The 11,642-nt window shown below is 50.4% G+C and carries 15 protein-coding genes; 10 read left to right on the forward strand and 5 right to left on the reverse strand.

Annotated elements, in window-relative coordinates; translation table 11 throughout:
* Positions 1–27: 27 nt before the first annotated feature.
* Positions 28–1,173, reverse strand: a complete 1,146-nt coding sequence (locus tag AAGC78_RS14170) for a PilT/PilU family type 4a pilus ATPase (RefSeq protein WP_435784746.1) — start codon at positions 1,171–1,173, stop codon at positions 28–30.
* Between the two features lie 100 nt (positions 1,174–1,273).
* Positions 1,274–2,308 (reverse strand): type IV pilus twitching motility protein PilT, encoded by a 1,035-nt coding sequence (locus AAGC78_RS14175; protein ID WP_435784747.1) that lies wholly within the window; start codon positions 2,306–2,308, stop codon positions 1,274–1,276.
* Between the two features lie 76 nt (positions 2,309–2,384).
* Here AAGC78_RS14175 and AAGC78_RS14180 point away from each other — a divergent pair, with 76 nt between their 5' ends.
* The 3 genes from AAGC78_RS14180 to AAGC78_RS14190 all read left to right on the forward strand — a co-directional run bounded on the left by AAGC78_RS14180 (position 2,385) and on the right by AAGC78_RS14190 (position 4,604).
* A complete protein-coding gene (locus AAGC78_RS14180; protein ID WP_435784782.1) occupies positions 2,385–3,092 on the forward strand; it encodes a YggS family pyridoxal phosphate-dependent enzyme in 708 nt (235 codons plus the stop codon).
* A 23-nt stretch (positions 3,093–3,115) separates the two neighbouring features.
* Positions 3,116–3,937: a pyrroline-5-carboxylate reductase gene (gene proC, locus AAGC78_RS14185; RefSeq protein ID WP_435784748.1), complete on the forward strand. Its 822-nt coding sequence runs from the start codon at positions 3,116–3,118 to the stop codon at positions 3,935–3,937.
* Between the two features lie 73 nt (positions 3,938–4,010).
* Positions 4,011–4,604 (forward strand): YggT family protein, encoded by a 594-nt coding sequence (locus AAGC78_RS14190; RefSeq protein ID WP_435784749.1) that lies wholly within the window; start codon positions 4,011–4,013, stop codon positions 4,602–4,604.
* Between the two features lie 125 nt (positions 4,605–4,729).
* Here the strand turns inward: AAGC78_RS14190 and AAGC78_RS14195 are convergent, their stop codons facing one another.
* Entirely contained in the window at positions 4,730–4,915 is a 186-nt protein-coding gene (locus tag AAGC78_RS14195) for a hypothetical protein (RefSeq protein ID WP_435784750.1), read from the reverse strand.
* A gap of 285 nt (positions 4,916–5,200) precedes the next feature.
* Between AAGC78_RS14195 and AAGC78_RS14200 the strand changes: the two genes are divergently transcribed.
* Positions 5,201–5,491, forward strand: a complete 291-nt coding sequence (locus tag AAGC78_RS14200) for an antibiotic biosynthesis monooxygenase family protein (protein ID WP_435784751.1) — start codon at positions 5,201–5,203, stop codon at positions 5,489–5,491.
* 242 nt (positions 5,492–5,733) lie between these two features.
* The gene (locus AAGC78_RS14205; RefSeq protein WP_435784752.1) at positions 5,734–7,761 is read left to right on the forward strand and encodes a dynamin family protein; all 2,028 of its coding nucleotides are present in this window, start codon (positions 5,734–5,736) and stop codon (positions 7,759–7,761) included.
* Between the two features lie 78 nt (positions 7,762–7,839).
* On the opposite strand, the gene AAGC78_RS14210 is transcribed toward AAGC78_RS14205, so the two are convergent.
* Positions 7,840–8,316, reverse strand: coding sequence for a hypothetical protein (locus tag AAGC78_RS14210; protein WP_435784753.1), 477 nt, complete (start codon positions 8,314–8,316; stop codon positions 7,840–7,842).
* 81 nt (positions 8,317–8,397) lie between these two features.
* On the reverse strand, positions 8,398–8,838 hold the full coding sequence (locus AAGC78_RS14215; protein ID WP_435784754.1) for an excinuclease ABC subunit A: 441 nt from the start codon (positions 8,836–8,838) through the stop codon (positions 8,398–8,400).
* Positions 8,839–9,076: 238 nt separating this feature from the next.
* On the opposite strand from AAGC78_RS14215, the gene AAGC78_RS14220 reads away from it, so the two are divergent.
* Genes AAGC78_RS14220 through AAGC78_RS14240 form a run of 5 tightly spaced genes read left to right on the forward strand, consistent with a single transcriptional unit; the run spans position 9,077 to position 11,600 of the window.
* The gene (locus tag AAGC78_RS14220; protein ID WP_435784755.1) at positions 9,077–9,742 is read left to right on the forward strand and encodes a beta-ketoacyl synthase chain length factor; all 666 of its coding nucleotides are present in this window, start codon (positions 9,077–9,079) and stop codon (positions 9,740–9,742) included.
* The gene (locus tag AAGC78_RS14225; protein WP_435784756.1) at positions 9,739–10,524 is read left to right on the forward strand and encodes a lysophospholipid acyltransferase family protein; all 786 of its coding nucleotides are present in this window, start codon (positions 9,739–9,741) and stop codon (positions 10,522–10,524) included. Before AAGC78_RS14220 ends, AAGC78_RS14225 begins: the two co-directional genes overlap by 4 nt.
* Positions 10,502–10,780 (forward strand): phosphopantetheine-binding protein, encoded by a 279-nt coding sequence (locus AAGC78_RS14230; protein WP_435784757.1) that lies wholly within the window; start codon positions 10,502–10,504, stop codon positions 10,778–10,780. Before AAGC78_RS14225 ends, AAGC78_RS14230 begins: the two co-directional genes overlap by 23 nt.
* 5 nt (positions 10,781–10,785) lie before the next feature.
* The gene (locus AAGC78_RS14235; protein WP_435784758.1) at positions 10,786–11,040 is read left to right on the forward strand and encodes an acyl carrier protein; all 255 of its coding nucleotides are present in this window, start codon (positions 10,786–10,788) and stop codon (positions 11,038–11,040) included.
* Positions 11,040–11,600: a hypothetical protein gene (locus AAGC78_RS14240; protein WP_435784759.1), complete on the forward strand. Its 561-nt coding sequence runs from the start codon at positions 11,040–11,042 to the stop codon at positions 11,598–11,600. Before AAGC78_RS14235 ends, AAGC78_RS14240 begins: the two co-directional genes overlap by 1 nt.
* Positions 11,601–11,642 lie beyond the last annotated feature (42 nt).

Consider the following 11,642-nt stretch of genomic DNA (forward strand, 5'->3'; position numbering starts at 1 on the left):
TTTTTTATTCATCCAATATTGAATTTTTTAGAACATCTTACCGCGATTGTTATGCTCTTCGCTTTGGATCGATAAGCTATCCGCTGCATGCGACAAATAATTTGCATCGGTTTCGGAGCCGAGTTTGATCATCAAGCGCAAATCGTTGGGCGAGTCGGCGTGTAGCAGTGCATCTTCGTAGGTAATTTCGCCGTTGTCGTAAAGTGCATAGAGTGCTTGGTCGAATGTCTGCATTCCCAATTCGGTGGAGCGCTTCATCAATTCTTTCAAATCCGACACTTCACCTTTGCGAATTAAATCCTGCGCCAGCGGGGTGTTGATCATAATTTCCAGACAGGCGCGGCGACCATTGCCATCGGGCGTCGGAATCAATTGCTGCGCAACAATCGCTTTCAGGTTGAGCGATAAATCCATCCAGAGTTGGCGATGGCGATCCGCCGGGAAAAAGTGAATGATACGGTCGAGCGCCTGGTTCGCGTTGTTGGCGTGGAGTGTACACAGACACAGGTGACCGGTTTCCGCAAAGGCGATAGCGTGGTCCATGGTTTCGCGCGAGCGGACCTCGCCGATCAAAATAACGTCGGGTGCCTGACGCAAAGTATTTTTCAGTGCAACTTCAAAGGATTCGGTATCAATACCCACTTCACGTTGGGTAATAATGCAGCCCTGGTGTTGGTGGATAAATTCAATTGGGTCCTCGATAGAAATAATGTGACCTTTTGAATTCTGATTACGGTGGCCAATCATTGAGGCAAGCGATGTGGATTTACCGGTACCGGTTGCGCCCACAAAAATAATCAGGCCGCGTTTGGTCATCGCCAATTCTTTTACGATTTCCGGTAAGCCTAATTCATCAATCTGCGGAATTTTGGTTTCAATACGGCGCAATACCATACCCGCCAAATTGCGCTGATAAAACGCGCTGGCACGGAAGCGGCCAATACCGCGCGCGCTCACGGCGAAATTCAATTCTTTCTTTTCGATAAACTCAGTGCGCTGTTTTTCATTCATCACGCTCAACACCAGCTCGCGCGCTTTTTCCGGTGCAAGTGGTGTTGCAGTGACCGGCACTACCTTGCCGTGGACTTTGATCGAAGGTGGCACGCCGGCGGTAATAAACAAATCCGACGCGCCCTTTTCTACCATCAGGGATAATAACCGATCAAAATCCATAACAATGCACCTTAAAAATTATTGAAAAGTTGTGCTGAAAAAATAAAACAGGATTAAAAATTTTCTGAGTCTTTAATTAGAAATTCTCAGGGCCTTTCAATTAGAAATTCTCTGGGAATTTGGCTTTCGATTTCGCTGCATCGCGGCTGACGATACGGCGTGCCACCAAATCGGCCAGACACTGGTCCATGGTCTGCATGCCGAGCGAAGCACCGGTTTGGATCGCAGAATACATCTGTGCAACTTTGTCTTCGCGGATCAGGTTACGGATCGCTGACGTACCGCGCATAATTTCGTGCGCCGCCACACGGCCGCCACCGTTTTTCTTCATCAATGTTTGCGAAATTACCGCTTGCAGCGATTCCGACAACATTGAGCGCACCATGGATTTTTCGTTCGCGGGGAATACGTCCACGATACGGTCGATAGTTTTTGCGGCGGAGGTGGTGTGCAGGGTGCCGAATACCAAGTGGCCGGTTTCTGCGGCGGTCAGTGCGAGGCGGATAGTTTCCAAATCGCGCATCTCACCCACCAGAATGATGTCCGGGTCTTCACGCAGTGCGGAGCGCAGTGCTTCGTTAAAGCCGTGGGTATCACGGTGAACTTCACGCTGGTTTACCAGACATTTTTTCGATTCGTGCACGAATTCAATCGGGTCTTCGATGGTTAATACGTGTTCGTATTTGTTATCGTTGATGTAGTCGATCATCGCCGCAAGGGTGGTGGATTTTCCCGAGCCGGTCGGTCCGGTTACCAGCACCAAGCCGCGCGGTACAGCGCAGATATCGCGGAACACGTTGCCCATGCCCAATTCTTCCATCGTCAGTACTTTGGAGGGAATGGTACGGAATACGGCGCCGGCGCCGCGGTTTTGGTTAAAGGCGTTAACACGGAAACGCGCCACGCCGGGGACTTCAAACGAAAAGTCGGTTTCCAGGAATTCTTCGTAGTCCTTGCGCTGCTTGTCATTCATAATGTCGTAGATCAAGCCGTGTACCTGCTTGTGCTCCATTGGTGGCAGGTTGATACGGCGTACATCGCCATCAACACGGATCATGGGCGGCAAACCCGCCGAGAGGTGCAAGTCAGACGCGCCTTGTTTGGCACTGAAAGCCAGTAATTCGGTGATATCCATCAGCAGGGCAACCTTTTTTTATGAGTCGGTACAGCGAAAGGCGGTACGGCGGACTTTAGTGAACAGTTACGACGATATGCACAAGATAGACGACAAGCTCGCGAAAGTCACCGCGCGAATTCACCAAGCCGCCATCGCTGCCGGACGAGATCCGCAAACTGTGCAGTTAATCGCGGTTAGCAAAACCCAACCGACCGCTGCGGTGGCTGAAGCCTATGCCTGGGGGCAGCGCGCGTTCGGTGAAAACTACCTGCAAGAGGCGCTCGACAAACAAATCACCTTGCAGGCATTGCCGGATCTTGAATGGCACTTTATCGGCCCCATCCAATCCAACAAAACACGCCCGATAGCGGCGCACTTTAATTGGGTGCATTCGGTCGATCGTTTGAAAATCGCCCAACGCCTCAATGAGCAGCGTCCTGATGGGCTGCCGCCATTAAATATCTGTGTGCAAGTCAATATAGACGATGAATCGACCAAGTCAGGGGTATCGCTGGCCGATTTGCCGCAATTAACGGCGGCGCTCCGTCCTTTGTCGCGCTTGCGGTTGCGTGGACTGATGGCGATTCCGGCGGCAACTAATAATCCCGCGCAACAGCGCGCGGCTTTTGCTAAATTGCGCAACGCGCTTACCGACTTGAATGCGCAGGGTTTTGCGCTGGATTGCCTCTCTATGGGGATGTCGGGTGATATGGAGGCGGCCATCGCCGAAGGCGCAACCTTTGTGCGTGTGGGAACGGATATTTTTGGTTCGCGTAGCAGTGCGACAGAAACAACAAAGTAAATTGTTAACGTTAAGGGTTTATTGTGAGTACATCCAAAATTGCATTTATCGGCGCGGGCAATATGGCCAAGGCGATTATCGGTGGTTTATTGGCGGAAGGATTTAGCGCGGCGCAAATCAGTGCCTCCGGTCCGCGCCTGGAAACACTGAATAAAGTGGCCGATGAATACGGCATTGCGGTAAGCACTGATAACGCCGCGACCGCTGCAAATGCAGATGTCATTGTGCTGGGTGTAAAACCGCAGATGCTGAAAGAAGTCGCGCTCGGCTTGCGCGATTCACTTAAACACAAACCGCTGATTATTTCGGTTGCGGCGGGCATCACGACCAGCAGCATTGCGAGTTGGTTAGGTGAAGACCAGGCGATAGTGCGCTGCATGCCCAACACTCCATCACAATTGCGCGCAGGTGCAAGTGGTTTGTTTGCCAATGCTTTGGTGAGCGATGCGCAAAAATCTGCTGCCAATGAGATTCTTGGTGCAGTGGGAATTGTGCAGTGGTTGGATGATGAAAGCTTATTAAATCCGGTCACCGCCGTTTCCGGTTCCGGCCCTGCGTATTTCTTTTTAATGATGGAAGCGATGATCGATGCGGGTGTTGAGTTGGGTTTAAAGCGCGAATGTGCTGCCGAGCTGACTTTGCAAACGGCGCTGGGTGCAGCCATGCTCGCCAAAGAGAGTGAGTTTGATGTAGCGGAATTACGCCGCCGTGTGACTTCACCTAAAGGCACTACCGAGCAGGCGATTCTTTCATTTGAGCAAGATGAATTGCGTGCGACTGTATTAAAGGCAATGACTGCTTGTTCAAATCGCGCGGTGGAGTTGTCGGAGTTATTGGGCAAATAAAGATTGGGTAGATAAAGTTAGCTAATCGTTTTCGTGTCGACATTTTATTTGAAATAAATCACCGGAGATTTTCATGTTCGCCAGTATTTTACATTTGATTGCTTATAGCTTGATGTCGCTGTTTCTGGTGATTGTTATTTTGCGTTTTTTATTGCAATTGGTACGCGCGGATTTTTACAATCCGGTATCGCAAGCGATTGTGAAAATCACTATGCCGTTATTAAAACCGCTGCGCCGTTTTATTCCGAGTATTGCTTCTATTGATACTGCATCGGTAGTGCTGATCTTATTAGTGCAATTACTCGCAACCTTTATTTTGTCGCTGATTATTGGTGTGCCGGGCGTAATGACCAATCCATTGATGGTTATCATGTGGGGATTTGTTGGCGCGCTGACGATGATTTCCGGAATATTCTTCTGGTGCATGATCATCAGCATTATCGGCAGTTTTATTGCACCTTTTAGCCATCATCCATTGCTGCTGCTCGCGAATCAAATTATTGATCCACTGGCGCGCCCGATTCGCAAAGTGATTCCACCCTTAGGTGGCATGCTGGACATTTCACCAATTATTATTTTATTGGGTTTAAAAGTGGTTGACCTGTTGATTGGTCGCCTTGCATTTCTGGTTGGCGTAGATCCACGTCTGGTACTTGGCTATTGGTAAAAAATTCTTAGCGCAGTGACCGGTGGATAGATTATTCAGTCTCTGTCATCGCAGAGGCTGATCAACATAACCACTCGTTTCCCAAAAAATATTCTGTGCTCTCAGCGGCTGAAGATCACGCTACTTTAATAGCTGGCCAACAAATACTCGTCGATTTCACGTTGCATTTTAAATTTGCGTTTGCCCATTTTTTCTTTGGGGCGGTGCAAGCCTTCATGCGCATAACCGGATTCGTCATCTGCACCGCGACGCGCAGAGAAGCTTGCAGACAGATTCTTTTTCCACTTGGATTTTGATGTAGCAGGATTCATATTAATTCCCTCATAAATCTAACGGATAAGTTAACAAAAAATCAGGCTCGTCCTTGAGCGGTTATTCCTGTGCGATGCAGTTCCTTATCGCGAATCACCAGAAATCTTGTTGGTCACTGTAAGGGCAGCGCTGGCAAGATCATTTGGATTTCCTTGTGTGGTTATGACATTTGCAAAGCCAATGCCAGTTTTTATCCTATTGTTTTTAAAGAAATTTGATCTCCGCTGTCGCGCAAGATTGTTGGAGAAATTACAAATTATTTTATTTTTGGGAAGGATTGTTAAATGTTCGCTGTTATTTTCCATGCCGAAATTGCACAGCTTGATGATGCCTATTTTGCGACCGCAAAGCAGATGCGCGAGTTGGCCATAACGCAATATGGCTGTCTCGATTTTGTGGCTCGAACCGAAGGTGAGCGCGAGATTGCCATCTCCTATTGGCCGAGCCTTGAGCATATCCAGCGTTGGAAGCAAAACGCCGAGCACTTGCAGGCACAACAGCAGGGCAGGGTCAGTTGGTATAAATCTTATAAGGTGGAAGTGGTAGAAGTACTGCGCTCCTACAGCCAGCCATAAGTCTTTCAGTACAAGCGCCAGACCAGAGTGAGTCGCTGATTTGGCGTCAAATGTTTCACAAAGTAGCAGTTCCCCGCCTTTTACCCTCCTGAAGTGACCACTCACTGCTCAAGATCTAGCCACTGGCGTGATTTTCCGCTTTAATGCATCTACTAAAAACAATTATGTAAATTTGTGCTGGTTATATCGGTCAGTTATTAAACAAAGCAAATAACGCCAAACTTGATATCGAGAATCCCGCTATGGACGTGAGATCCCTGCATCGCCAGATGGCCCATTACAATCGTTGGAAGCGCCAGTTGGACGAGCGCCTGCAACGCTTTGAGCATTGGAGCCGGCAACATGGAATGTCGGGTGACTCCATGGGCAAAACCCTCCAGCGTGCGCGCCAATTGCTGCGCGGGGAGAGTTTCACCATCGCCTGCGTCGGAGAGTTCTCGCGCGGTAAAACCGAATTAATCAACGCCTTGCTTTATACCGGTGGCGGTCGCCGTTTGCTGCCGTCGCAACCCGGTCGCACCACCATGTGTCCGACTGAAATTTTTTGGGATGCCAGCCAACCCGCTAATTGCGTGCGTTTGCTGCCGATCGAAACCCGCCGCACCAATACCAGTTTGCAAAACTTCAAACGCATCCCGCAGAACTGGGTGACTATCCATTTTGATGCACAGGATCACGAGCAGACCCGCGCGGCGATCAATCAGGTATCGGCCAGCAAACAAGTCAGTGTTGCCGATGCGGTGAAGTTAGGTTTTTCACTGGATGAATTGGGTGAGCGCGATGAGCAGGGTATGGTTTCTGTGCCTGCATGGCGCCACGCACTGATCAGCCTCGATCATCCGCTATTGCGCCAGGGTTTACGCATTGTCGATACGCCCGGATTAAACGCGCTCGGCAACGAACCCGAACTCACTTTAAAAACCTTGCCGGATGCACAGGCGATTTTATTTTTACTCGGCGCTGACGCTGGCGTTACGGCGAGTGATATGGATATTTGGCGCGAACACATTCAGGTGCTGCGCGATAACAATTGCACTGCGGTGATCGCGCTGCTGAATAAAATTGATAGCCTATGGGATGACCTCACTCCGGCACAGGAAGTTGAAGCCAATATTAACCAATTGCGCCAACTCACCGCGCACCAATTAAATCTTGCACCCGAGCATGTGGTCGCGCTCTCGGCCAAACAGGGTTTGCTCGGTAAAGTTGGGCGCAACCAGGCGCAATTGCAGCGCAGTAATTTTCACCAACTTGAGCGCATGCTCGCTGAATGTGTGCTTCGCAACCAGCAACAAATTGTTGGTCATCGTCTAATTGGCGACAGTTATGCGATGGTGATTAACGCGCGCAATAGTTTGGCGCGCCGCATCGAAGACGCCGAACAAGAATTGTCAGAATTGCGCGCAGTTGCACCTGAGGCAGCGGGCGAAAAATTAAATGAGTTGCGCGATACGATTCGTCGTACCCATCACGAATATCACAAGCAGGCGCTGTCATTGCGCACCAGCCAGCGGTTGTTGGATTCACAAAAATTATCTTTGCTCGGCCCGGTGAGCAGTAGTTTATTGGAGAGCCAGATCGCCAGTGCGCACACCAGTTTGAGTGAGAGTTGGACCACCGTAGGTTTGGCGCGTGCGATTGGAAACTTTTTTGATGATGTCGATAGCAATTTGCGTCATCTTGAGCGTGAAATCGAGCGTTGCAATCGTGTGCTCACCTCTATCTATGAGCGCCCGGAACAGACTGCAACGGGCGACGATCTGGTGATGCGCCATCTGTTAAAAATCCAAAAGCAGCGCCGTCAATTGCGTCAACTGCACACGCGCGCCAATGATTTCCGTAAATCGCTCAGTGCAGTATTTACCCACAAAAGTGCGCTGATTAGCCGTTTTATTAATACGCTGGTGCAGGAAGTGCGCGCGGTGTATAGCGATTTGAATTTGCATATCCAGCAATGGTTGCAAGAGGCGTTGGCGCCGCTGTTCCATCACAACCAATACCAGAAGCAATTGCTTGAGCATCACATGTTGCGTCTCACACAATTGCAAAGCCAGCGCAATACTCATAGTGAGCAGCTGGAAATTTTGCAGACGAATTTGTATCAACTGCAAACAGCGCTGGGCAATATCGAGCCACTTTATAAAGAGTTGGTGAACACGCCATTAGAGCCAGAGGCGATGATGGATGAGCCTGTAAAAGGTTCGGCGGCGGAAGCGAGCGCACAAGTAGTATCGATTAATCAGGTGCGTCAATCGCTGCGTGCCAATTAATTTTTAAACGCTATCCAATAAAAAAACCTGCCATCGATTGCTCGGTGGCAGGTTTTTTTATTTACATTGAATACGTAGTTAGATTTTTTGTTTGGACAGCCACTCGCTCACATCTTTGCCGAGTGTGTTTACACAGCGCTCAAGCACCGCACAAGAACCTTTGAAGCCTGCACCAAAACCACCGGATGAGCTTCTTTCGCCCGTATAGGTGTCGACCAATTTTCCATCTTTAAATAATTCTGCGATGATAGCGACCGATTTGTGGTGGCCGATAAAGGCGTTTCCGCTGCTATGGGCGTTGGCAATTGTCAATTTCAGGCTTACGCCGCCGGCTCCATCAACAACATCTTTCTTGATAACTGACCAGCCATTTTGTTGCACTGCCGCTTCAGTTGATGCAACAAGTTTGGGGCCGAGATTTACGCACTCGGATTTAATTTTGGTCGCGATGATTTTTTCGTCGTGGTATTTGACGGTTTGATTAATCGTGATATCCGCTGCAAATGCAGTGGGAGCGAGCAGGCAAGCAAACGCTAATAATGTTTTGTATTTCATAATAGATCCCTTTTGTTGTAAATAATCTCACAGTAAAACGCCGCAGGAGTGCTGCGGCGTAGAATTATAGCGAAATCGATTTTATTTAATTTCGACTACAACACCTTTTAAGGCAACACCGGACATCAATGCGCCTGAGCCGCATTTGAACGTGGTAGCGCTGGAGGTGGTGTTATTGCGATAGTTGGAGCGGATGTTGATCACGGCATTGGCGCCGGTGCTTTGTGCGCGCTCACGCAGGGATTTCATCGCCGACAAAAATGCCCACTCACACGCTTCTTTATCAGTTTTGTTCACACCATTGGTTTTTTTGTTGGTGCTGTACTCGCTCACGGTGCGGGTCGGTTTTGGGTGTGATTGGTCACCAAAATAAAATTTGACGTCGGTACCCAGAATGTTTTTCGCCTGCTCTGACGCGAGTGCGTCGGCGATGGAATATTCGACAATATCATCGCGTGCAGACGCAGTGGTCGCGCACAGGCTGATGACGAGGGTGCTGATACCGAGGGTGAACAATTTCATACCTGACTCCATGATGGTTAAATTTAGAAGGAAACAAATGGAATAAGCGCCAATACTAAGTTATTAATGTTGAGTTATCGACCTTAAGGTGAAATTTTTCTATTGGGCTTTGGGTAAGAATTCACACTTTTGGCGCCTGCATGTATAAAATGGCGCGCGTCGTCTTGGGGTGGGCTAATCTGCCTGACCAAACCCCTGACAACGTTAACTGTAATGGATTCGCGATAGAACAATAAGCATGGCACTCACATTCAATATCCTCGATTGGAAAGCTTGGACTCCGGCGCAGAATGATGCCCCGGATGTATCGGTTATTCCCGCCATGTTGCGCCGTCGCTTGAGCCCAATGGGGCGTGCAGCCCTGAGTGTGATTATGCCGCTCGCCCAAACTCACGGCGCTATGCCAATGGTGTATGTATCGCGTCATGGCGATCTCAATCGCACCCTGGGTTTGCTGGAGGATATGGCGAAAAGTGAACCTCTATCTCCCACTGCATTTAGTCTCTCAGTCCACAATGCGACTGCTGGTTTGTTTTCGATCCAGCAGGGGCTGACCAGCAACATCACCGCGATCAGTGGCGGCGCGCAGGAATTAATACCCGCGCTGCTGGAATCCCTCGGCTTGTGCAATGCGCAGACCCCGCAAGTGCTGTGCGTTTTTTGCGATGAGCCCACGCCTGACATTTACCAGCATCAAGCCGATCAACCCGCGCATACTTATGCAGTGGCGCTGATACTCAGCCTTGGGCAGGACTGGCAGCTTGAGCAGCTTGGTCAGAGTGCTGCGAATTTATCGACCGAACCCCAAGCGCTGCAATTATTGCGCGCCTTGCAGGGCGATGTTGAATCGCTGTCGCTCTCCCATAACGGCAGCGGCTGGCAGTTGCGCCGGTGCCTGGCATGATTGCCCAGCGCCTCAACCATGGCTGGCGATTATTCGCGACTGGCCTGAGCTTTACCATTTTTGGTATCGGCGGGGTGCTTATCCCGCTGCTTGCGACACCCTGGATTACGCTGACGTCGAAGACTCAGATACAGCGGCAGGAGCGCGCGCGCCTGTTTATCCACCAGACTTTTCGCGCTTACATCCATATGATGCGTTTTTTGGGTGTACTGACTTGGGAGATCAAGGGCGAGGAATTGCTGCGTCGCCCGGGTTTGTTAGTGCTGGCTAACCATCCTTGTTTGATCGACGTGGTGTTCCTGATCGCATTTATCCCCAACCCGGATTGCATTGTGAAAGGTCGCCTGCTGGCGAATCCGGCAATGCGCGGCTATCTTCGCTTGACCGGTTTTTTGCGCAATGACAGCGGTGCCGAATTAATTGAAGGCGCGCGGGAATCGCTGGCTTCAGGCAGTGCCTTGATTATCTTTCCCGAAGGCACGCGCACTATGCCCGGTGAGCCGCTGCAATTTCAGCGCGGCGCGGCCAATGTGGCGTTACGAACGCACACGCCAGTCACACCCGTGACCATTTTGTGCCAACCCATCACCCTGAGTAAAAAGCACCGGTGGTATCATGTCCCGCCGCGTAAGGTACATATGACTTTATTAGTGGGCGCGGATATTCCCGTATCCACCTATGATCAAAACCAACCTGCATTGGCCGCGCGCCAACTAACACAGGATCTGCAGGATTACTTCACCGAGGAATTACGAGCAAATGACAAACCTATCTACAGCTGATCTGGCAGTGGAGTTGAAGCAACTCATTATCGACACCCTGGATCTGGAAGATATTAGCGTGGACGAGATCGATGACAACGCACCGCTGTTTGTCGAAGGCTTGGGGCTGGATTCTATCGATGCGCTGGAATTGGGTGTCGCCTTGCAAAAGCGCTATGGCGTAAAACTGGATGCAGAAGCGGAAGAGACGCGCAAGCATTTCGCCAATATCACTAATCTGTGCGCGCTGGTCGCCGCCCGCCGTACCAAGGAGTAATTGCCATGGCTGATAAAAATGCGATTTTCGAGCATGTAGCCACTACCTTGTCCGAATTGTTTGATATCGACCGCGCCAGCATCACCCTGCAAAGTCACTTGGGTGAAGATCTGGATATCGACAGTATCGATGCCATAGATCTGGTAGTAGAGCTGAAGAAATACGTGGGCAAGAAAATCAGCCCGGAGGATTTCAAATCGGTGCGCACCGTTGAGGATATCGTCAACGCTGTTGCGGATTTGATGGCCAAAGACGCTTAATGAAACCCGCTGGCCGCCTGCTGACGGTTGCGGTAACTGCACTGCTGGTGCTGTATCCGCTGCTGGTGTATGTCGGCATCCAGCAGTTGGGACCGCGGATATTGGCGGCTATTTTGCTCGCCGCCGCGCTGCTTAGGATAGTGGCAGCCAAGGTGACAGGGCAGGCGCTGGGTAATAGCAGTTGGCTGTTGCTGGCCGCCGCCGCCGCGACCGGTTTGACCTTGGCGACCGGTTCGGTCATCGGGCTTAAGTTTTACCCGGTATTGGTCAGTGCGGTGCTGTTAGTGGTGTTTGGCTACAGCCTCTGGCGCCCGCCGACTATGATCGAGCGTTTTGCGCGCCTGCAGGACCCGGATTTACCCGAGCGCGCCATCCCCTACACGCGCAAAGTGACCTGGGTGTGGTGCGGTTTTTTTTCGATAAACGGCGCTATTGCCACGGCGACAGTCTTTGCCAGCGACCAGATTTGGGCGCTCTACAATGGCTTGCTGTCCTACGTCCTGATTGGGCTGTTAGTGGGCGGGGAATATTTGGTGCGCCTGCGGGTGCAGAAAGCCTGATATCTCACACTAAAAATTTAACGAGAAGTCGATTAGACAACA

The organism is Cellvibrio sp. (genome assembly GCF_039207905.1).
Classification (GTDB): Bacteria; Pseudomonadota; Gammaproteobacteria; order Pseudomonadales; family Cellvibrionaceae; genus Cellvibrio.